Source organism: Gorillibacterium terrae, from assembly GCF_051594785.1.
Lineage (GTDB): Bacteria > Bacillota > Bacilli > Paenibacillales > NBRC-103111 > Gorillibacterium.
In genome coordinates this window covers 2,023,483-2,044,007 of sequence record NZ_JBPPGI010000001.1, presented here as the reverse complement: position 1 = coordinate 2,044,007, position 20,525 = coordinate 2,023,483, and the positions used below count along the sequence as shown (strand labels likewise).

Here is a 20,525-nt window from a genome sequence, read left to right as displayed (position 1 = left end):
TGCCCGCAGCAAAATCCGCATTTACAATAACGAAGAGGAATACATCTGTCCCACATGCGGAGCGCCATTGATCGGGGGAACCCGGCTATGCCCGAAATGCATGAACAAGATGGCTGTTCTGCGACGGCTGGCCGACATATCCAAAGCTCATTGGAAAAAGTTACTGCTGGGATTTCTTGTGCTGGTGGCGATCTCTGCGATATCTTTGACGGGGCCTCATTTGCAAAAGCTGCTGGTTAACTCCGCATTGAAGCCTCCGGCCGGAGAAAGCCCCAACGAAAGACTGTTTATGCTTGCTATCGCGGGGTTGGCTTTCGCGCTGATTTCCACAGAATTGCTGAATATCGTCAAAGGCCGGATTATGGCGGCGGTCAGCTCCAATATCGCGGCGGATTTGCGCAAGATGGTTTTTGACAAAATCCAGACCTTGTCCTTGGGCTTCCTTACCTCTCAACGGGCCGGTGACTTGATGAACCGGATTTCCTCCGATACGGATCGGATCCGGAATTTGATTCAAGAAGTATTCACAACGGCTCTTTTCCAATCCATCATGCTCGTTTCTGTAAGTGCCCTGCTGTTTCAAGCAGATTGGCGGCTCGCGCTGATCGTGATACTTCCGGCTCCTATCGTGGCCTATATGCAGGCTTATTTCTGGAAATACGTGATTTGGAAGCTGGTTCACAAGCAGTGGCGGATCCAAGACAAAGCGAATTCTTTTCTGCACGACGTATTGAGCGGAATTCGTGTAGTGAAATCCTTTGGCAAGGAAGGACGGGAAATCAGCCGATTCCGTGACTATAACACCTCTTTTGCGGTGGCTGCCACGAAAACGGAGCAGGTGTTCAGCGTCCTGTGGCCCTTATCCAACTACTTGATCCAAATCGGACAGTATATCATCCTCTTGCTTGGCTGCATGTATATTAACCGGGGGCATATGAACCTTGGCGAGCTGATTCAATTTACCGGCTACGCCAGCATGGTGTATGGACCGCTAACCTGGCTGATGTACCTGCCTCGGACGATTGCCAATGCGGTAATCTCCATTGACCGGGTATTCTCGGTAATCGACCAAGAGCCTGAAATCGCAGATACAGTGGAATCCAAGGAACATCAGATTCAAGGCGCGCTTCGTTTTGAGAACGTAACCTTTGGTTACAAGTCCTACGAGCCCGTCTTGACGGATGTCAACGTAGAAGTGAAGCAGGGGGAAATGATCGGGCTGGTGGGTCATTCCGGCTCCGGCAAGTCTACGTTCATCAACCTGGTGTCCCGTTTCTATGACGTGAATGAAGGCTCCATTCAGATTGACGGCATGAATATCCGGAGCATCAAGCAGGAGGATTTGCGTTCTCAAATCGGCGTAGTCCTTCAAGAAACCTTCCTGTTTAGCGGCACCATCCTGGAGAATATCAAATACTCCAAGCCGAATGCCACGCTGGAAGAAATCATTCAAGCGGCGAAGATTGCCAACGCCCATGATTTTATCGTCAAGTTTGCGGACGGGTATGATACCAAGGTGGAGGAAAACGGCAATAATCTCTCTGGCGGGGAGCGGCAGCGAATCGCCATTGCCCGGGCTGTATTGAACAATCCGAGGATTCTCATTCTCGATGAAGCGACGGCAGCCTTGGACATTGATGCCGAAACGGCTATCCAGGAAGCATTGAAGCGGGTAACGAAAGGTCGGACGACCATTGCCATTGCCCACCGGTTGTCCACCTTGCGGAACGCGGATCGGCTGCTGGTTCTGGAGAAAGGCAAGGTCGCCGAGGTAGGGACCCACACCGAGCTCATGGAGAAGCAGGGGATTTACCACGGCCTCGTCATGGCTCAACGGAATATGGCAAAGGCCAAGCCGATGACCGAGCAAGCGAAGCAGGTTCAGGAAGTTCTGGTTGGCTAATAAAGTTCAGTTAGGCGATTGGAGACAACTTCCAATCGCCTTTTCCATCCATCCGGAGAGTTTCGATTTGCAGCATTTGACAATCCCTTCTATCTTATGCGAACATCGAAATAAACCTGCGGATGAAGCCAAGCGGAACATTCCAGGATTCAACCGCATGGAGGTTCAACCTCCCGAGGGCATAAGCCCGTTTGGAATTTGGAACGATAGCATAGAGCATAAGAGGTTTGCACGCCGAAAGGAGACACCGTCATGAGCAAAAAAGGAGACCGCGTCGTACTGATCGGAACGGGACAGGTTGGAGCAAGCTATGCGTTTGCGCTTCTCAACCGGGGCATTGCCAAGGAACTGGTCATTATCGACAAGAACCAGGACAAAGCGCTCGGAGACGTGCAGGACCTGAACCATGGACTGCCCTTCGTCTCTCCGATCCAAATATGGGCCGGCGATTATTCCGACTGCAAGGACGCCGATATCGTCGTCATTACGGCGGGAGCCAACCAGGCTCCGGGGGAAACGCGGCTCGATCTGATCGGCAAGAATTCGAAGATCTTCCGCGGCATCGTGGAAGATGTGATGAACAGCGGCTTCAACGGCATCTTCCTGATCGCCACCAATCCGGTCGATGTGCTGACCTACGCCACATGGAAATATTCCGGTCTGCCGCCGGAGAGGGTCATCGGCTCGGGCACGATCCTCGACACCGCCCGGCTGCGGTACCTGCTCGGCCAGCATCTGCAGGTGGATACCCGCAACGTCCATGCCTACATCATCGGCGAGCACGGGGATACGGAGCTGCCGGTCTGGAGCCATGCGAACATCGGCGGCTTGCGCCTGCCGGAGTATGCCAAGGCCAACCCGGACAAGGCGCCGAAGAAGGAAGAGCTGGACGAAATCTTCGCGAATGTCCGCGACGCCGCCTATCAGATCATCCAGTTGAAAGGGGCGACCTATTACGGGATCGCCGTTGCGCTGGCGAAGCTGACCAAATGCATCCTGCGGGACGAGCATTCCATCCTGACGGTATCTACGCTCATGAAGGGACAATACGGCCTCGACGATACCTATCTGGGAATGCCCTGCGTGGTCGGCCGCAGCGGCATCGTCGAGGTGCTGCATCTGGACCTGGCGGAAGAAGAGCAGCGGAAGCTGCAGCATTCGGCGGAGGTGCTGAAAGAAGCGCAGGGGTCCATCGTATTCTAAAGGGAGAGGAAAAGGGGGGAGAAGCGGTGATGGATTCCGTGCAGCGGCTTGCGGAGCGGATCGGCCGAGCAAAGCGAATCGTGTTCTTCGGCGGAGCGGGAACCTCGACGGAAAGCGGGATTCCCGACTTCCGTTCGGCGACCGGTCTGTATCGGACCGGAGGGGGAACCGGCTACCCGCCGGAAACGATGCTGAGCCGAAGCTTCTTCGACCGGCATCCGGAGGAGTTCTTCGCCTTCTACCGCAGCAAGCTGCTGCACCCGCAGGCAGAACCGAACGGAGCGCATCGCGCTCTCGCCCGTTTGGAGGGAGCAGGCAAGCTGGCCGGGATCATCACGCAGAATATCGACGGCCTGCATCAGGCGGCGGGAAGCCGTCGGGTCGTCGAGCTGCACGGCTCGGTGCTGAGGAATCGCTGCATGTCCTGCGGAAAGCCGCATCCGCTTGCAGCGATTGCCGACGGCTCCGAGCCAATCCCGCGCTGTTCCGCCTGCGGCGGCATCATCAAACCGGAGGTCGTGCTGTACGAGGAGAATCTCGATCTCGGCGTTCTGGAGGAAGCCGTCCGGCTCTTACAGAACGCCGACCTGTTGATGGTGGGAGGCACATCGCTCACGGTGAACCCGGCCGCCGCCTTGATCGGCTATTACCGGGATGGCCCGCTGGCGATTCTGAACCGGACGCCGACCGCTTACGACCGCTACGCGGAGCTGGTGATCCGCGAAGGCATCGGGGATGTGCTCGAAGCGGCCGTTCGGGAAGCGCTGACCGGAGCATGACGGCCGTTCCGGAAGCACTTCGTGGAGCACGGCTGCTCAACGAAGCGCTTCATCGACGAAACGGTTGACCCGGGCCGACCGCTTCGTTTGGTCCAGCAGGACCTCGTCCGGGTCGAGTCCGGCCTCCCGGCGATGCCAGAAATGCAGGAACACGTCCAGCTTGCGCAGCTTGACGAGGAGAGGCAGCAACCTTCGTTCCTCCGCCTCCAAGGGGAGGATGGCTTCGTAGCCGGCGACCATCTCCCGAATGAGCTGCCCGTCAAGCCCGCCGGGAACGGAAAGCTGCTCGGCGAGGCAGACCGCGAGCTCCATGGCGCGGATATCCCGCGTGGCGAATTCGAAATCGAGCACGGCGGAGACGCGACCGCCCTGCGTCAGCAGATTGGCGAACGAGACGTCGCCGTGGATGAATTGGCGGGGGAGCCGAAGCAGCTCTCCCGCCAATTTCTTTAAGGCCATTAACTGATCGAACAGCTCCGCGGCATCCTCTGCCGCGGCAGCGAGGGCAGGCGAGCGCAGGAAAGAGTCGGTTACCTTTCGTATGTCTTCTTCCGCCATGTCCAGAAGCTCATCGTAAGCGGGGTAAGCCGGCGGCTCGGCGAGCTCCACCTTAGCCAACGCCTGCACCAGTCTGCCGACGGTGCGGCCGTATTCGCCGGCCAAGGCGCGGTCCTGCTGCCCGGGCCGCTCGCCTTCAAGGTAGTGAAAGAGCGCCGCCGGCTTGCCCGACGGCGTCGTAACCCAAGTCGCGCCGTTGTCCGCCGCAACGGGACAAGGCACCGCGAAGGGCAGCCGGGCGAGGCTAAGCTTCAGTAACAGCTCATGCTCGGTCCGCAGCTTCGCTTCGTCCGAATGGTTCTCGTAAATCCGCACCACCCGAAGGCTGCCATCCTCCAGGACAGCGTACCGGGTGGTGTTGTTCATTCCGCTTTCCCGCGCCTCCACGGCCCGAAGCGGGGGAAGCGTATAGCCGGCCAGGACAGCCCGGCAATCGGCTTGGATTTTTTCTTCAGCTGTCAAACAGGATGGCGTCGTTTCATTCATTTGCTCATTATCAGCCTTTCTCCTCGGTTTCGGACCGATTGTCCGCAATTTGATATACAGGGATAGTATCATAAATGACGCCTAATCGCCCAGGAGAAGGAGCTGGTCCGCCGTAAACGGTGTCTATGCTTTATCGCCGGAAGGGATGGAGGGGGGAGGCTCCCGGCTTCATGGAAATCAAGTTTGCTTTGGTTCCGGCATTGAAATCATTTCTCATTCTTTTTTTGCAAAATGTGAAAAAGATCACTTTATTATATGTGAAATGTGTTACAATGTACTTGTAAACAACGATGGGAGTGATTGAGATGAAAGAGATGAACCACGATCAAGTATCGATGAACCTGCTGCAGTTCTGCTATACCTGCGATGACGCCGCCAACTGCCACACCGAAGAAATTTGCCGTCAGTGCTGGGCCGAACAAGGCCTTCTGTCTCATGAAGAGGAAGAAGCGAGCACGGACATCAGCCGCATGATCAACGCGTACTACGCGTAAATCGACGTTTATCTTCTCCAAGCTCCTGCGATATCGATAGAGTACCTTACCCCTTCGGCGCACCTGCGCCTGAAGGGGTTTTTGCCGTTGGCTTCATGCGCTCCCGGTGGGAGAAGCGGAGGAATGGCATTTGTCACAATCTGGCACGGGCGAGCTCCCGCACTCGGCCGGTGCATACCCCGCGGCCGCTTCGTGAAAACTAACACAGGCTTACATCATACATCATGCAATACGGGGTACGGCCAATTTGCCGGTTCGGCGGGAAGGATGGGAAACCACCAATGGAAAAAAGAATGAACCTGCTCGTGTTCAGCGGGGAGTACGACAAGGCGATGGCGGCTTTGATTCTGGCCAACAGCACCAGGGAGCTGGGCGCCGAGGTGACGCTGTTCTTCGCCTTCTGGGGGCTCTTCCTTGTGCGTGATCCGGAGAAGCTGACCGACGAGGACAAAACGCTCTACGAGAAGATGATGGGCCGGATGACGCCGAAGGGACCGGACGAGCTGCCCTTGTCGCGGATGAACTACGCCGGCTTGGGGAAGAAGCTGCTGCTTGAGATGATGGAGGACGACGACGCTCCGCCGCTGTCCGCTTTTCTCAAGGGGGCCAGGAAGAAAGATATCAAGTTCTACGCCTGCAAGTTATCGGTGGAGATCATGGGATTTAAGCCCGAGGAATTCATTCCCGAATTGCAGATCGTCGAGGCCAAGACCTACCTGAAGGATGCACTCGAAGCCGACATGCAGTTGTTTATCTGAGAAAGCTAACCTTCCCGTTCCGCCCTGCATACCCTATTCTGACATGGGCGAATGGAGGGGGAGCGCGGATGACGGACGCATGCCGGTTGGTTAACAGCACGAGGAGCCGGACCGAGCTGGAGCAGCATTTTTCCCGCTTCCGCGGGCAGATTGTGGGGGATCGGGCCACGTTCCGGTCCCCTTACGGCGTCAAGCGGATTCTCTATGCGGATTGGGCGGCGAGCGGCCGGCTTTACGGTCCGATCGAGGAGAAGCTCCTGCGGGAATTCGGCCCCTACGCGGCCAATACCCACAGCGAAGCCACCTTCACGGGAGCGGCCATGACCGAGGCTTACCGGGAAGCGAAGCAGGTCATCAAGCGCTGCGTGCACGCCGGGCCGGACGATCTGTTGTTGTTCTGCGGCAACGGCATGACGGCGGCGGTCAACAAGCTGCAGCGGATGCTCGGACTCCGGTTGCCGCCGGGATGGGCCTTGCCGGATTCTTTTCCCGAGGAAGAGAAGCCGGTCGTCTTCGTCACGCACATGGAGCACCACTCCAATCAAATTTCCTGGCAGGAGACCATCGCCGATGTGGTGGTGCTGGAACCGGACAGCGGCGGCCGCGTCAGCGCGGCGCGGCTGGAGGAAGAGCTCCGGCGCTATTCCCGCCGCAAGCGCAAGATCGGGGCCTTCACGGCGTGCTCCAATGTCACCGGCGTGATGCCGGAGCTGACCGAGCTGGCGGCGGCGATGCACCGGCACGGCGGGCTGGCCTTTGCCGACTGGACGGCGTCCGCTCCTTACGCCCGGCTCGATATGCATCCGCCGAACGCGGAAGAAGGGCTGGACGCCGTCTATTTGTCCCCGCACAAATTTCTCGGCGGGCCGGGCTCAAGCGGCATGCTGCTGCTGGATGCACGGCTCGTCCCGAATCCGGTGCCGGACCTTCCGGGCGGCGGCACGGTAAGCTGGACGGACCGGTGGGGTGGCACGGTCTACGTGGAGGACCAGGAGGAGCGGGAAGACGGCGGCACGCCCGGATACCTGCAGGCGGCGAAGGCGGCGCTGGCCTTCGTGCTCAAGGAGCAGATGGGCGCGGCCGAAATCTGCGAGCGCGAGCATCAGCTTGCGGAGCACCTGCTGACCGGTCTGGAGGCGATACCCGGCGTGGCGATTCTGGACGCCGGACTGAGAGAGCGGCTGCCGATCGTTTCCTTCACCGTTGAGACGGTGCATTATCCGCTCATGGTCCGCCTGCTCAACGACCGGTTCGGCATTCAGTCGCGCGGCGGCTGCTCCTGCGCCGGAACCTACGGGCACTTCCTGTTTCAACTGGACCGGGAAGAATCCGGGCGCATCCGGCGGGAGGTCGAGCAGGGGAACCAGCGGGAGAAGCCGGGCTGGGTCCGCCTGTCGCTGCATCCGGTCATGACCGACCGGGAAGTGGCGTTCCTCATCGAGGCGGTCCGCCGTAGCGTACGCTTCGCGCCGCTTTGGAAGGAGGACTACCGCTACGATCCCGCCGTCAACGATTATCGGCACATCCGGTTTCCCCGCCGAATGGGGCCGCAAAACTGGTTTTCTCTCTAAGCGAGAAAACCGGTTTTTTTCTTGTACATTGGGCGATTCTCAGAATATACCAGTAATTACCACGCCCTCTAGCACTCTCCTTGTGATAGAATGAATGCGGTCGCAATACCCATTCAGGCCGAAGCTCCCGACCGGAGCACGGGGGAACCCAGTTTTGGGGTGAAGCCGCTCACTTGAGCGGCCGGGAATCTACTCTACTTTTTCCCGAATCCGTCAGCTAACCTCGCAGGCCGCCAAAGGAGAGTGCCAGATTTGAACGCAACCCGAACCGCAACGCCTCGCCGCCTGTTAACCGTCGCCCTCGCCGGCAGCTTGATCGCCGCGCCTTTTCTCTCGGCCGGTTCCGCGCATGCCGCGTCCGCTTATACCGTAAAAGATAGCGATACCTTGTGGAAGATTTCCGTGAACCAGGGCGTTACCCTGACTTCGCTGATTAACGCCAACCCGCAGATCAAGAACCCGAACATCATTTGGGGCGGCATGACCATCACCATCCCGTCCAAGGCGACGACGCCTTCGGCTCCGGCAACGAAGCCCTCGACTCCGACGACGACCAAGCCATCCACGCCGACCACGAGCACTCCCGCCACGGATACGGCGACGCAGTATGCTCAGCAGGTGGCCACGATCGTCAATCAGGAACGTGCGGCGGCCGGACTCAGCCCGCTCACCTTCGATTCGGCCTTGTCCAAGATGGCCGTCGACAAGGCTAAGGACATGATCGTCAACAATTATTTCGATCATACGTCTCCTACGTACGGATCGCCTTTTGATATGATGACCGCTTACGGCATCCCGCATTCCTACGCCGGAGAGAACATCGCCAAGGGGCAGCGCACTCCCCAGGAGGTCATGACCGCCTGGATGAACAGCGCCGGCCACAAAGCCAATATCCTGAAGACCAACTACAAGAAAATCGGCGTCGGCTATTACAACGGCGCATGGGTTCAAGAGTTCACCGATTGATTGAGGCTCAGGACAAGACAACCTTAACTTCATGAATATCCGAAACAACCTTTCCGGCGGAAGGGTTGTTTTTTGTTGGCTTCTACAGAAAACGGGCATGACATATCCTGGAATTCATGCTATGATCTGAATGAATAAAAATTAGTTCATTCACATTATGCCCAATTATGCATCACTCCGGCAAGCCGTCCCGGTTTCGTCTGGAGGAAGGAGGCCGCAATGGAAGCCAAGAAGCAGCAAATTTACGATAGCGGGAAGGATCTGTTCAGCACCCGGGGCTTCAAGGAGACCAATATCTCCGACATCACCCGGAAGGCGGGGGTGGCGGTCGGAACCTTTTACAATTACTTTCCCTCCAAGGAAAAGCTGTTTCTGGAGATTTTTCTCGAAGAAAACGTCAAGCTCAAGCATCGGTTAATGGACGATCTGGATTTTAACGACGAGCCTCTGCCCTTGGTCAAGACCTTGCTTTCCCGGAACCTGGAAGGCATGATCGCCAACCCGATCCTGAAGCAATGGTACAACAAGGATGTCTTTGCCAAGCTGGAACGCCAATACCGGGAAGACAATGGAGTTGGAGAAGTGGACTTTCTCTACGGCAGCTTCGCGGACTTGTTCCGCCGTTGGCAGGAGGAGGGAAAGATACGCCACGATCTGAACGTGGAGCTGATCATGGCACTCTTCACGGCGATCATTACGGTCGATACGCATAAGGAGGAAGTCGGCGTACAGCATTTTCCGCAGCTGCTGGATTACTTGACCGAGTTTGTGATGAAAGGCTTGGCCGAAAATGAATGAATAATTTCGTATTCATTCGCATTTTAGTGATAAGAGGAACTTCTTCATACGCTTCGGCCATGTCGAGTTAAGGGAGGATTGATGTTGGCTCAAGACGAGGCTCAAACCACGGATTATGGAATGGGAACGGTGATGGAACACAAGGTCTACGGCAAGAATGCAAAGGAAGCGCTCAAAGCTGTCATGGCGGAGTCCGTGCGGCTGGAAAATCGGTTGAGCCGTTTCGTGCCGGGGAGCGAGGTCAGCAGGATTAACGACTCCGCAGGCCTGAGGCTTGAGAAAGTCGGACCTGAGACCTTTGAGGTGCTGTCCCGGGCGGTGCAATACGCGAACGATAGCCAAGGATTATTCGATGTCACCATCGGTCCGTTAGTCGATCTGTGGGATTACAAGCATTCGACCGAAGCTCCCGATGCGGCAAGAATCAAGCGAGTGCTTCCTCTCATAAAATGGGCCGACTTGCTGCTCGATCCTTCCGAACAGACCGCCGGGTTGAAACGAGCCGGACAGTCCGTGGATTTGGGTGGCATCGGCAAAGGATTCGCCAGTGACCGATTCTTGGCGGTGTTTCGGGAATTCGAAATCTCATCGGCTTTCACCAATCTCGGCGGAAACGTGGCCGCTCTCGGAACGAAGCCGGACGGTTCCCCGTGGCGCGTGGGTATCCGGCATCCCCGGCAGGATAACCGACTGCTTGGAGCGGTATCGGTTACGGACAAAGCCGTGGTCACCTCCGGGGATTATCAGCGGTTTTTTATCGATCGCGGCGGCAAGCGGCGGCATCACCTCCTGAATCCGACAACCGGTTATCCGGCCGAAGCGGGACTGATCAGCGTCACCACCGTCGCCGACCGCGCCATAACCGCGGACGCGTTGTCCACGCTTGTGTTCGTAGCCGGGATGGAGGCCGGGCTCCGGCTCCTTCCGCAGTTTTCCGGAGCGGAGCTGGTCCTAGTCGATGCAGATTGGCATATTTATCTAACGCGGGGGCTGAAGGACAGCTTTCAGGCTGAGCAGGGATTGCGCGTCAGTCTCGTCAATTAATCGGACAGGAGAGATCGGGATGAAGAGAAAGGGGAGACGCAGAATGTGGATCGCGGTTATGGCGCTGGTGCTTCTTCTGGTGTTGGGGGCTGGAGGAGCCTTGCTCTTCACGGAGGGAGAACGGCGGGAAGCCCGAAATCTCCCGATCAAGTCCGTCAATTTCCAGCGGCTTCAAGATGGAACCTATATCGGGGAGTACGCCGGCGGCAAATACAAGTGGCGGGCCAATCAAGTCCAGGTGACCGTTTCCGGGAGAAAAGTCACTTCCATTAAACTGCTGGCGCATGCCCAGAATCAGTCGGCTGCATCCTCAGACGAATTGTTCGGAAGGGTCATTCAGTCGCAATCGCTGCAGGTGGATACCATCAGCGGAGCGACGCTGACCTCCAAGGCTTACCTCAAGGCGATTGAGAATGCACTCGATGCAGCGCAGTGAAACTAACTCCGAAATGGAATGGGTGATCCGATGATCTTTTACTTTTCAGGAACGGGAAATTCCCTGCATGCCGCCAAAGCGATTGCTTGTCATACGAAGGAAGAATTGGTCTCCATCTCTGCCGCCGAATACGCCGATAAGCATGGCCACGAATACAAGTTGAGGGACGATGAAAAGATCGGGTTTGTTTTTCCCGTGTATGCCTGGGGGCCTCCCCGAATCGTTCTGGACTTTATCGGAAAGCTGGCACTGCATCCTTATCAGGGCAACTACGTCTTCTCGATTGCTACATGCGGAGGCAGCATTGGAAATACGATGAACGTGATGAAAGCGCATTTAAGCAAAAAGGGGCTCCCGTTAGCCAGCGGATTTTCCATCAAGATGCCCAATAACTTTATCCTCATGGGCGATGTGGATTCCAAAGAGCAGGAAAGCAAGAAGCTTGCCGCGGCGGAGGAAACCTTGAAGCAGATCAGTCTCACGATTGATCGAAAGGCAACAGGAGAATTTAAAGTCGATAAAGGGAACCTGCCGCGGCCGTTATCCGGTTTGATGAATTCGATGTTTGTCAAAAAAGGAATCGACACGGCTAAATTCCATGCGGATTCCCATTGTACGGGTTGCGGGACTTGTGAAAGGGTCTGCAATTGCCACAACATCAAAGTGGCGGAGAAACCACAATGGGGGCAGCGCTGCACGGGCTGTCTGGCTTGCCTGCATTATTGCCCCGAGCGGGCTGTTCAATTTGGGAAGGGGACCGAAAAAAAGGGCAGATACACCAACCCCAACATCCGTCTTGAGGAAATGGCGAATGCTAAGTAAGCTGGGTACCGAATGATTCCTTGGCCATGAAAAAAAGGCCCCTTTGACGGTTTGTCAAATGGGCCTTTCGCGTTCGGTTCAAGTCACGCGCTTAAGCAGCTTCGATATGCGGTTCGTTACCCGTAACGTTCTTGGGCACAAGAAACGCGGTTGCCAACGAGACCACGCTCACGATAAGCCCGTAAACGAACAAGTGGTGAATCCCCGTCATAAATTGGGCCGCTCCGGTGAGCAGGCTGCCCATGATGGTGACCCCGACCGCTGTGCCGATGTTCCGCGAGAACATCATGAGCGAGGTGGAGATGCCCCGGCGGTCGGGTTCGACCTCCTGTTGGGAGCCGATGATCGTCACGGTGACGAGGGTGCCGAAGGCGAGTCCTTGAATGAACAGAGCGGCGAGCACGAAGCCATAGGAGCTGCTGCCCGACAGGAAGAACAGCATCACTCCGGAGAGAACGAGCAGGGCGTTCCCGAAGATCATCAAGCGATAATACCCATAGCGCAGGATCAGCTTGCCGGCGGGAATCGACATCAGCATCCAGGCGGCCGATTGGGCCAACAGGGCAACGCCGCTGATGAAGGTGGAATGCCCCTGCTCCTGCAGGAAGGTGGGGGCGAAGCTGGCTGTTCCGAACAGCGCCGCATTCGACAGGAACGCGTTGATGTTCATCCGGCGGACCGGCCGGTTGCCGAACAGCGAGAGCGGCACGATCGGCGATGCCTGCCTCCGTTCGAAGAGAACGAACAGGACAAGCACCGCGACGCCTGAGGCGACGAGCCAGACCGCCTGCTCCACGAATGCGGTGGCGGCAAGGGTCAGGCTGACCCCGATGGTAAACAGCACGCCTCCGACGTAGTCGACCGCCGCCGGCTTGGGCTCGTATTCCTCGCGGTAGGCGCGCAGGAAGAAGAGGGACAAGAGGCAGATCGGGACATTGATGTAGAAAATCCACCGCCACGTGGCGTATTCGGTGAACAAAGAGCCGAGCAAGGGAGCGATCACGGCGGAGATCCCCCACATCGCCGAGAACAGCGCCTGGATTTTGCCCCGTTCCTCGATGGGGTAGAGGTCTCCCGCGATGATGGCCGGGAACGGGTTCATGATTCCGGCGCCGATTCCCTGGACGGCGCGGAAGAGGATGAGCTGGAGCATGGTGTGGGCGAAGCCGCAGAGCAGCGATCCGCCCAGGAAGACGATAATCCCGACGGACAGGATCGTCTTGCGGCCGTACAGGTCGGAGATTCGGCCGGCAATGGGCGTCAGCACGGTCGAGAAAATCATATACGAAGCGAATGCCCAGGCATACAGATGGTACCCGCCCAGGTCATCGACGATGATCCGCATCGTGGTGTTGATGATGGTGGTATCCATGGAAGCGACCAGCATGGCGAGGACGATGCTGATCAGGACTTGAAGCCGGTTTTGCGGCCGGTTCAGGCTCGGGGTCATGACGGTTCCTCCTTCTTTCTCGTGAAAAACAGCATCCCCGATTATACCCCATTCGTCCCTCGCCGGGAAGGGGAAAAAGAGCGGATGCGATTTGAGCCCCGATCCATCCGAATGCTATACTGGACGAGACAACGACACAACCGCGAGGAGGCAACCGCAATGAGCGAATTCGAATCTGCCGGATCGGACCGCAAGCTGGAAAAAGCAACCTTCGCCGGAGGGTGCTTCTGGTGCATGGTCAGTCCGTTCGAGGAAAGGCCGGGCATCGTTTCCGTCGTCTCCGGCTATACCGGAGGCCGTACCGAGAATCCGACTTACAAGGAGGTCTGCTCCGGAACCACCGGGCACGTCGAGGCGGTGCAGATCACGTTCGACCCGGAGATTTTCCCGTATGAAGAGCTGGTCGAGGTGTTCTGGCAGCAGATCGACCCGACCGACGCGGAAGGCCAGTTCTGCGACCGGGGGGAATCCTACCGGACCGCGATCTTCACGTACAGCGACGAGCAGAGGGAGATCGCCGAGCGTTCGAAGCAGAAGCTCAACGAGAGTGGCCGGTTCAGCCATCCGATCGTCACGCCGATCGTCCCGGCGATGCCGTTCTACCCGGCCGAGGACTACCACCAGGACTTTCACAAGAAGAATCCGGCCCATTACAAGCAGTACCGCAAGGGCTCTGGCCGCGACCGTTTCTTGGAGGAGGTTTGGTCGAACAAGAAGGACCCCGACGAGCTGAAGCAGCGGCTGACCCCGATCCAGTACGAAGTCACACAGAACAATGCAACCGAGCCGGCCTTCCGCAACGAATTCTTCGACCACCACGAAGAAGGCCTGTATGTGGATATCGTCTCCGGCGAGCCGCTGTTCACCTCCTTGGACAAGTTCGACTCCGGCTGCGGCTGGCCGAGCTTCACCAAGCCGGTGCAGGCGGATCGCGTCAAGGAGAAGGGCGATTACAGCCACTTCATGGTCCGGACCGAGGTGCGCAGCAAGGAAGCCGATTCGCATCTCGGCCACGTGTTCAACGACGGCCCGGCGGACAAGGGCGGACTCCGCTACTGCATCAACTCGGCCGCCCTGCGCTTCGTCCCCAAAGACAAGCTGGAGGAAGAGGGCTACGGGCAGTACCGAAAGCTGTTTGAATAAATTAAAGCTTGCCAAGCGACCGAGGATCGTGGTATAGTGATCCTCGGTTGTTCGACAAGCCAAGTCGAACGGAATACCGAAGACATGCGGTCATGGCGGAATTGGCAGACGCGCTAGATTCAGGTTCTAGTGTCAGCAATGACGTGGAGGTTCAAGTCCTCTTGACCGCACTAAACTTAAGAAATCACTCCTTCAGCGATGCTGAAGGAGTTTTTTGTTGAGCGATCCCGGTAGCAAACAAGCGACAACCTCGACCGAGAAAGGTCGAGGTTGTCCCTGCATAGCGGGGCAGATCCAGGAAGGTTACTGCCAGTTCACGACGACCGTAGCCGTCCCGCTGGTTGGGGTAGTAAACGTATGGTTCGCTCCGCCTTCCCAGGTCACGACCGATCCGTTTTTCTTGACGAACTTGAATTCGAGCGGAGTGCCTGCCGGTACACTGACGTCGAAATACCAGGTCGGATAGGTGTACAGAACCTGATTAAACATCGGACCGATCGCTTGGGCCGGGGTCCAATTGCCGATCTCGGCCACATTGCCGGTCAGGTAGACTTGTTCTCCGTATACCGTATTGGCGTTGTTCACGACAAACCGGACGGAAACCTGGGGGCCGGTCAGGATCGAGAAGTTGGCAAAGGCATTGCTGTCCACCGAGCCGGCGTTTCTGACCTTTACGGTGTACTTTCCGGCTGCGACAGAAGGGACAACGACTTGGATTTGCGAATCCTCCCAGGAGAGAATGCTGGCTCCGGTTACGGCCGTCGTCCCGAAGTAGACGGTTCCCTTTGCGGTTCCAAAGCCTCTTCCGTCAATGGTGACCGTATCGCCCGGTTTTTCCGCCGTCGGACCGACATGGCCGATAACCGGCGTCGTCTGGTTCGTCGTGTATTGCCATACGGCAACCGCACCGGCTCCCAGGGTGAAGTTCGCAATGGCTCCGCCACTGGAAGAGATGGTATTTCCGTTCAACAGCCCGCCCAGCACATCGGTATAGGAGCCGGAGGGAAGCGACGTGATCAAGCCTTGGATCGAGGCGGAGCTTGACTGATTGCGGTTAATGGCGACCACGGCGACGCTGCTGCCGAATTTGCGCTCGTATACGTAGACGTCATTGTTGATCCGACGCTGCTGCGTCGTGCCGTAAGCGAGGGCTGGATTGGTTTTCCGCAAGGGGCCGAGCGCTTGGATGGTTTTGAAGGCGTCCGAGGTTTCGGAGAAGGACGTGATTCTCGCTCGGTTGGCCGGATCGCCGGACCCGGTCATGTATTGCTCCGTTCCATAATAGATGGAAGGCACGCCGCGGGAGGTAAGCATGAAGGCCAGGGCCTGCTCCACGGAACGGTTGCTCACGGTGCCGCTCTTGAAACGGTCCATGTCGTGGTTGTCGATAAAGGTAACCTGATCGTTGATAAACGAATAATCGGAGGAGGTGGCGGATATCATGGCGTCCAGGCCGTACATGGTGTCCGCATTGTCGCGGAAGACCTGGCGGACCTTATTGTTGAAGCGGAAATCGAGCAGACTCATTCCGGACTCGTTGGCGAATTTGGTATTGTCTGCGTTCGCGGCACTGGAGCCCAAGAACCATTCGCCGAAGGCGAAGACCGGCTTGTAGCCGTTAATGTAAGACAGCCAGTTCTTCTGCCAGCCCAGCGCCATATGTTTGACCGCATCGACGCGGATACCGTCAATGCCCAAATCCAGCCAAACTTTGATGGCTTCTTTGAAGTAGGTGTCGATCGTACTGTTGTTTTGCTCCAGATCGGCCAGGTCGTACATGTTCTTGTACGTATCGTTTTCCAGGGTAGAGAAATCGGTACCGCCTTTATGGTGGAAGTACCCGTTCGTATCGCCCGTGTAGCCGCCGAGCAAGGTTCCGTTGTTATACAATTTGCCGTTCTCGGCAAAGGAGGTATTCGTCTCCATGGCAGGCGACGTATGGTTGGGGGCGAAATCGATAATGACCTTGATGCCTTTGGCATGGGCGGCTGCAATCAGATTCTGGAAATCGGACACCGATCCGAAGTACGGGTTCGTCTTTTTGAAATCCCTCGCCCAATACCCGTGATAGGAGGTATTGTTGACTCCCGAGTAGTTGATGACGGAATAGATGTTTTCGTACGGCGGCGTGATCCAAAGCGCCGATATGCCCAGATGGGTGAAATAGTCTGCATTGATCTTATCGATAATACCCTGCCAATCGCCGCCGCAGTACAGCTTAAGGTTCGTGCAGCTGCCGTCGAAGGCGGAGCCTGTCGGATTATTCGAGGTATTGCCGTCCAGGAAACGGTCGGTGAAAATCTGATAGATAACATCCGTGCTGAAGTCTTGCTTGTTGGTGACGGAGGTGTCCGGGGCGGCGGCAACGGTGCCGGACGCTACCCCGGGCAGGACGCTGCCCAAGAGCAATACCGCTGCGAGCGACGTCGCAGTAAGCCATCTTTTCATCGTTTTGTACATCGAAATCCACCTCTCTCTTTTTGATGAACCGATCGATACGATGGAGCTTTTTACCGCTTAAGCCTTTTCAAATTTGGACAACATCCCCCCTTACAAGCCAACAACCCCGGCCTCTCCTGGAAAGGAGTTGCCGGGGTTGTCTAAACCTGTTGGTTTAAATCATTGCCCTCAAATTAACTGCAGGCCTATTGTAAAAAAGGTTGGTATAAAAGTCAATATATATTTATTCGACAAAATATTAACATTTTATTTGGGGTGTCGAAACTTGAAAACAGCATGGGAATCCCGATTCTATGCAGGCGTGCGATAGAATCGAAGAAAAAGGCTTGCCAAGCTGCCAAGGATCGTGCTATAGTGTTCTTCGTTGTTCGACAAAGCCAATCGGACAATGCAGCACCAAGTATGCGGTCGTGGCGGAATTGGCAGACGCGCTAGATTCAGGTTCTAGTGGTGTAACAGCCGTGGAGGTTCAAGTCCTCTCGACCGCACCAACTTCACAAACAAGATCCGTGGTTGCTCTCGCAACGACGGATTTTTTTATTTTTCGGCCAATTTATTTGAGAAGAATGGATCAATTATCCGTCAGTATCGATCATGGTCCGCCTAAGACCCCAATTCTATAATGGATGGATGAACCTATGAAAAACGAGAAAGGTTGAATCCCCATGCCCGAAGAATCGCCTGCCCTATCGAAGGAATCCCTTCGCAATGGGCCTGTGGCGCCGAAGGACCCTGTTGCCAAGCGCAGCAGCTTTTGTCTCTTGTATGAAGCGACGATCCAGGGAAGCCCGCGTCCCAACGGAGTAAATTCGCACGAGATTTACCTGGAAGGCAGAATCGTCGATCAGGCCCGAAATGCCGGCGGGGTTACAGATGAGGCCATTTTGGAACGGCTTAAGAGCTGCAGCGGCTTTCGGGAGCTGGTGCACAGCATCGGGGTCGGCGTGAAGGCGCAGGACCCGGAAGTGTCTACGGTTTCCTTCACGCTGCAGGCCAACGGGAAGACGGACAAATACGTTTCAGGGACCCGCTTCACGGTACCCTGCCCGGCCGATGGAACGGAGACCGTTCTCGTTCTGGACGATTATGAATGGTCTGCGGATGATGACGTGCTGGGCAAATTCGCTTTCGAGTTCGGGAAGGCTGGCGCTTTGGCGACGGCCACCGTGGTCTTCTATCTGCAGGATGGGTTCGAGGTCCCCGAAGTTGCATTCGAACCTCCGGTGGACTTCGATTCGCCAGCCTATCGCGAGATGATCGCGAAGTCTCTCTTGCATAAGGGCAATACCCAGCGATTGAAGGCCGCCATCGAAAAAGCGAGGAGAGGCGAAGAGGTCGCCGTCGCCTTCATCGGCGGGTCCATCACCCAGGGGGCGGGGGCCGTGCCGCTCAACTCCAACTGTTACGCATACCGGTCGTATTCGATCTTTAAGCAAAAATTCGGAAAAGACCAAGGCGATTCCGTTCGCTTCATCAAAGCCGGAGTCGGCGGTACGCCGTCCGAGCTGGGCATCGTTCGCTACGACCGGGATGTGCTCCGGGATGGATCGGCAGAGCCGGATATCGTCGTCATCGAGTTCGCCGTCAACGATGGGGGCGACGAGACGGAAGGAAACTGCTTCGAGAGTCTGGCGCTGAAGGCGCTCGGCGCAGCCAACCGGCCCGCCGTGATCCTGCTGTTCAGCGTGTTCGTGAATGACTGGAATCTGCAGGACCGGCTGGCTCCCGTCGGCTGGCAGTACGATTTGCCCATGGTCAGTGTCAAAGACGCCGTGGTGGAGCAGTTCCGTTTGACGAAGGCAGAGGGAAATGTCATCTCGAAGCGCCAATTCTTCTATGACATCTATCATCCGACCAATGCCGGACACCGGGTAATGGCCGATTGTCTGAGCTTCCTGTTCGAGGCGGCCGACCATTCCGCTTCGGAAGGGGAGGAAGGATGGGCCGGCAAGCCGCCGGTCATCGGAAACGACTTCGTGGAGACGCGGCTCTTGGACCGCCTCAGCAGCAGCGAGATTGCCCTCATCGAGCCCGGCAGCTTTTGCGGAACCGATACCGATTTGCAGATGGCCGAGCTCGACGACCATCCGTACGGCTCGCCCCAGTTTCCCCATAACTGGATGCACGAGGGCCAAGTCGGGAACGACGGCTTCCGAATGACGATTCACAGCAAGCGCTTGCTTCTGGTGTTCAAGGATTCGGGAAGCAGCGATTTCGGAAGCGCAGAGATTCGCGTAGACGGCCGGCATGTGAAGACCGCCGATCCGCATGAGAACAGCTGGACCCATTGCAATGCGGCGATCCTGTATAACGAGCAGGAGTCCCGGGAGCACACGGTTGAAATCAAGATGGCGCCCGGCCACGAAGCGAAGAAGTTTACCATTCTCGGATTTGGGTATGTCCGCTAGAAGAAACGAACGATGAGGAGGAAGGGTTCACTTGGCTACTTTGCAAATCAGTTTCTATTCCAAATGCATGCGAAGAGAAGTCACCTTTAACGCTTTGCTTCCGCTGGAGAGCGGCGGAGGGTCGGAGGAGGAGGCAAAACGGCCTCTGCCTGCTCTATACCTGCTTCATGGGTATGCCGGAAGTCATAACGACTGGCTCAACTTCTCGCGCATTCGGGAGCTGGCCGATCAGTACCGTGTTGCCGTCTTTATGCCGTCGGGCGAGAACCGCTTTTTCCTGGACGATGAAGAAAAGGAAGAGCTGTTCGGCGAATACATCGGCCGGGAATTGGTGGAATTCACCCGCCGCATGTTCCCGCTCAGCCAGGAGCGCGAGCAGACCTGGATCGGCGGCTTCTCTATGGGGGGATACGGGGCGATTCGGAACGGATTGAAGTACGCCGACCGCTTCGGCCGAATCATCGCATTGTCTTCGGCGCTCCTTCCCTATACGATTGCGAACATCCCGACGGACTATCACAACGGCATTGCCGGCTATGCGTATTATCGGAACGTCTTCGGCGATCTGACCCGTGTGCTCGGCAGCGACAAAGACCCAGAGGCGCTGATCAAGCAGTTAAAGTCGCAGGGAACGGACATTCCCCAGATCTATATGGCCTGCGGTACCGAAGACTTCTTATTGGAAGTTAACCGGAGGTATCACGATTTTCTTGCCGCTGAGAACATCCCGCATACTTACCGGGAGACACCGGGCAGTCATAACTGGGAGTTCTGGAACGCAAGCATTCGCGACGCCTTCCAGTGGACCATGGCGGACTGAACTGGTGTCGCTCCGCATGATGAGGTGTACATCGGCCGCCCGGCTTGATAAAATACCCATTGTGAAGGAGATGATGGCCCATGAGAATCGAGATGAACGACGAAACCGAGCGCAGGCTGCTGGAGCGCATCGGCGACCGGCCGGGCTGCGTCAAGCTGTACTATGATATTGAGGATTGCGGCTGCAACGGAGTTCTGATCTTGCAGATCCTGGACGAGCCGCTCGATACCGATCTGCGGATTCAGGGGAAGCTCTTCGAGATGGCGGTCGATCCGCAGCAGGCGCAGAGGCTGGACGAGGTTATGCGGGTAGAGGCGGAGCCGGGTTTTCCCACCTTCCGGATCAGCAGCGACTCCGGCTGGTACGGCAGCAATGTGCCTGTCGTGGATGCGCGCGAATAAGCAGGCAGAAGAAGATATGAAAATA

Annotated in this window: 18 protein-coding genes, 2 tRNA genes and 1 riboswitch; of the genes, 17 read left to right on the top strand and 3 right to left on the bottom strand. The window is 56.8% G+C overall.

Annotated features, from left to right (window positions below):
* The first annotated feature begins 100 nt into the window (after nucleotides 1–100).
* The 3 genes from ACSEXS_RS09085 (at nucleotide 101) to ACSEXS_RS09075 (ending at nucleotide 3,885) form a co-directional block, all read left to right on the top strand.
* Entirely contained in the window at nucleotides 101–1,903 is a 1,803-nt protein-coding gene (locus tag ACSEXS_RS09085; RefSeq protein ID WP_438432836.1) for an ABC transporter ATP-binding protein, read from the top strand.
* A 252-nt stretch (nucleotides 1,904–2,155) separates the two neighbouring features.
* A complete protein-coding gene (locus ACSEXS_RS09080) occupies nucleotides 2,156–3,106 on the top strand; it encodes an L-lactate dehydrogenase (RefSeq protein ID WP_438432835.1) in 951 nt (316 codons plus the stop codon).
* Nucleotides 3,107–3,135: 29 nt separating this feature from the next.
* The gene (locus ACSEXS_RS09075) at nucleotides 3,136–3,885 is read left to right on the top strand and encodes an NAD-dependent protein deacylase (RefSeq protein WP_438433117.1); all 750 of its coding nucleotides are present in this window, start codon (nucleotides 3,136–3,138) and stop codon (nucleotides 3,883–3,885) included.
* A 36-nt stretch (nucleotides 3,886–3,921) separates the two neighbouring features.
* Here the strand turns inward: ACSEXS_RS09075 and ACSEXS_RS09070 are convergent, their stop codons facing one another.
* Nucleotides 3,922–4,905, bottom strand: a complete 984-nt coding sequence (locus tag ACSEXS_RS09070) for a phosphotransferase (protein ID WP_438432834.1) — start codon at nucleotides 4,903–4,905, stop codon at nucleotides 3,922–3,924.
* Nucleotides 4,906–5,243: 338 nt separating this feature from the next.
* On the opposite strand from ACSEXS_RS09070, the gene ACSEXS_RS09065 reads away from it, so the two are divergent.
* The 8 genes from ACSEXS_RS09065 (at nucleotide 5,244) to ACSEXS_RS09030 (ending at nucleotide 11,818) form a co-directional block, all read left to right on the top strand.
* The gene (locus tag ACSEXS_RS09065; RefSeq protein ID WP_438432833.1) at nucleotides 5,244–5,423 is read left to right on the top strand and encodes a hypothetical protein; all 180 of its coding nucleotides are present in this window, start codon (nucleotides 5,244–5,246) and stop codon (nucleotides 5,421–5,423) included.
* Nucleotides 5,424–5,704: 281 nt separating this feature from the next.
* Nucleotides 5,705–6,181: a DsrE/DsrF/DrsH-like family protein gene (locus ACSEXS_RS09060; RefSeq protein ID WP_438432832.1), complete on the top strand. Its 477-nt coding sequence runs from the start codon at nucleotides 5,705–5,707 to the stop codon at nucleotides 6,179–6,181.
* A 68-nt stretch (nucleotides 6,182–6,249) separates the two neighbouring features.
* Entirely contained in the window at nucleotides 6,250–7,752 is a 1,503-nt protein-coding gene (locus ACSEXS_RS09055; protein WP_438432831.1) for an aminotransferase class V-fold PLP-dependent enzyme, read from the top strand.
* A gap of 106 nt (nucleotides 7,753–7,858) precedes the next feature.
* A riboswitch (cyclic di-AMP (ydaO/yuaA leader) is annotated at nucleotides 7,859–7,999 on the top strand.
* 5 nt (nucleotides 8,000–8,004) lie between these two features.
* On the top strand, nucleotides 8,005–8,718 hold the full coding sequence (locus tag ACSEXS_RS09050) for a CAP domain-containing protein (protein ID WP_438432830.1): 714 nt from the start codon (nucleotides 8,005–8,007) through the stop codon (nucleotides 8,716–8,718).
* Between the two features lie 219 nt (nucleotides 8,719–8,937).
* A complete protein-coding gene (locus ACSEXS_RS09045) occupies nucleotides 8,938–9,516 on the top strand; it encodes a TetR/AcrR family transcriptional regulator (RefSeq protein ID WP_438432829.1) in 579 nt (192 codons plus the stop codon).
* 81 nt (nucleotides 9,517–9,597) lie between these two features.
* Complete coding sequence (locus ACSEXS_RS09040) at nucleotides 9,598–10,560, top strand: FAD:protein FMN transferase (RefSeq protein WP_438432828.1); 963 nt, start codon at nucleotides 9,598–9,600, stop codon at nucleotides 10,558–10,560.
* A gap of 43 nt (nucleotides 10,561–10,603) precedes the next feature.
* Nucleotides 10,604–10,996 (top strand): FMN-binding protein, encoded by a 393-nt coding sequence (locus ACSEXS_RS09035; RefSeq protein WP_438432827.1) that lies wholly within the window; start codon nucleotides 10,604–10,606, stop codon nucleotides 10,994–10,996.
* Nucleotides 10,997–11,026: 30 nt separating this feature from the next.
* Nucleotides 11,027–11,818, top strand: a complete 792-nt coding sequence (locus ACSEXS_RS09030) for an EFR1 family ferrodoxin (protein WP_438432826.1) — start codon at nucleotides 11,027–11,029, stop codon at nucleotides 11,816–11,818.
* Nucleotides 11,819–11,909: 91 nt separating this feature from the next.
* Here ACSEXS_RS09030 and ACSEXS_RS09025 read toward each other — a convergent pair whose 3' ends face one another.
* Nucleotides 11,910–13,268: an MDR family MFS transporter gene (locus ACSEXS_RS09025; RefSeq protein ID WP_438432825.1), complete on the bottom strand. Its 1,359-nt coding sequence runs from the start codon at nucleotides 13,266–13,268 to the stop codon at nucleotides 11,910–11,912.
* A gap of 159 nt (nucleotides 13,269–13,427) precedes the next feature.
* On the opposite strand from ACSEXS_RS09025, the gene msrA reads away from it, so the two are divergent.
* Nucleotides 13,428–14,411 (top strand): peptide-methionine (S)-S-oxide reductase MsrA, encoded by a 984-nt coding sequence (gene msrA, locus ACSEXS_RS09020; protein WP_438432824.1) that lies wholly within the window; start codon nucleotides 13,428–13,430, stop codon nucleotides 14,409–14,411.
* Nucleotides 14,412–14,497: 86 nt separating this feature from the next.
* Nucleotides 14,498–14,581, top strand: a tRNA-Leu gene (locus ACSEXS_RS09015).
* Nucleotides 14,582–14,714: 133 nt separating this feature from the next.
* On the opposite strand, the gene ACSEXS_RS09010 is transcribed toward ACSEXS_RS09015, so the two are convergent.
* Nucleotides 14,715–16,871, bottom strand: coding sequence for an alpha-amylase family glycosyl hydrolase (locus ACSEXS_RS09010; protein ID WP_438432823.1), 2,157 nt, complete (start codon nucleotides 16,869–16,871; stop codon nucleotides 14,715–14,717).
* A 404-nt stretch (nucleotides 16,872–17,275) separates the two neighbouring features.
* On the opposite strand from ACSEXS_RS09010, the gene ACSEXS_RS09005 reads away from it, so the two are divergent.
* From ACSEXS_RS09005 to ACSEXS_RS08990, 4 genes are all read left to right on the top strand, one after another.
* Nucleotides 17,276–17,362: transfer RNA gene (locus ACSEXS_RS09005), tRNA-Leu, on the top strand.
* A gap of 174 nt (nucleotides 17,363–17,536) precedes the next feature.
* Nucleotides 17,537–19,279 carry an SGNH/GDSL hydrolase family protein gene (locus tag ACSEXS_RS09000; protein ID WP_438432822.1) on the top strand — a complete coding sequence of 581 codons (1,743 nt, stop codon included), beginning with the start codon at nucleotides 17,537–17,539 and terminating at the stop codon, nucleotides 19,277–19,279.
* A 31-nt stretch (nucleotides 19,280–19,310) separates the two neighbouring features.
* Nucleotides 19,311–20,099 carry an alpha/beta hydrolase gene (locus ACSEXS_RS08995; RefSeq protein ID WP_438432821.1) on the top strand — a complete coding sequence of 263 codons (789 nt, stop codon included), beginning with the start codon at nucleotides 19,311–19,313 and terminating at the stop codon, nucleotides 20,097–20,099.
* Between the two features lie 80 nt (nucleotides 20,100–20,179).
* A complete protein-coding gene (locus tag ACSEXS_RS08990; RefSeq protein WP_438432820.1) occupies nucleotides 20,180–20,500 on the top strand; it encodes an iron-sulfur cluster biosynthesis family protein in 321 nt (106 codons plus the stop codon).
* Nucleotides 20,501–20,525 lie beyond the last annotated feature (25 nt).

Coding starts and splice junctions, on each gene's coding strand:
- ACSEXS_RS09030 (WP_438432826.1), top strand. CDS start 11,027: ATGATCTTTTACTTTTCAGGAACGGGAAATTCCCTGCATGCCGCCAAA.
- ACSEXS_RS08990 (WP_438432820.1), top strand. CDS start 20,180: ATGAGAATCGAGATGAACGACGAAACCGAGCGCAGGCTGCTGGAGCGC.
- ACSEXS_RS09040 (WP_438432828.1), top strand. CDS start 9,598: ATGTTGGCTCAAGACGAGGCTCAAACCACGGATTATGGAATGGGAACG.
- msrA (WP_438432824.1), top strand. CDS start 13,428: ATGAGCGAATTCGAATCTGCCGGATCGGACCGCAAGCTGGAAAAAGCA.
- ACSEXS_RS09075 (WP_438433117.1), top strand. CDS start 3,136: ATGGATTCCGTGCAGCGGCTTGCGGAGCGGATCGGCCGAGCAAAGCGA.
- ACSEXS_RS09025 (WP_438432825.1), bottom strand. CDS start 13,268: ATGACCCCGAGCCTGAACCGGCCGCAAAACCGGCTTCAAGTCCTGATC.
- ACSEXS_RS09010 (WP_438432823.1), bottom strand. CDS start 16,871: ATGTACAAAACGATGAAAAGATGGCTTACTGCGACGTCGCTCGCAGCG.
- ACSEXS_RS09035 (WP_438432827.1), top strand. CDS start 10,604: ATGTGGATCGCGGTTATGGCGCTGGTGCTTCTTCTGGTGTTGGGGGCT.
- ACSEXS_RS09060 (WP_438432832.1), top strand. CDS start 5,705: ATGGAAAAAAGAATGAACCTGCTCGTGTTCAGCGGGGAGTACGACAAG.
- ACSEXS_RS09000 (WP_438432822.1), top strand. CDS start 17,537: ATGCCCGAAGAATCGCCTGCCCTATCGAAGGAATCCCTTCGCAATGGG.
- ACSEXS_RS09055 (WP_438432831.1), top strand. CDS start 6,250: ATGACGGACGCATGCCGGTTGGTTAACAGCACGAGGAGCCGGACCGAG.
- ACSEXS_RS09080 (WP_438432835.1), top strand. CDS start 2,156: ATGAGCAAAAAAGGAGACCGCGTCGTACTGATCGGAACGGGACAGGTT.
- ACSEXS_RS09085 (WP_438432836.1), top strand. CDS start 101: ATGAACAAGATGGCTGTTCTGCGACGGCTGGCCGACATATCCAAAGCT.
- ACSEXS_RS09045 (WP_438432829.1), top strand. CDS start 8,938: ATGGAAGCCAAGAAGCAGCAAATTTACGATAGCGGGAAGGATCTGTTC.
- ACSEXS_RS09065 (WP_438432833.1), top strand. CDS start 5,244: ATGAACCACGATCAAGTATCGATGAACCTGCTGCAGTTCTGCTATACC.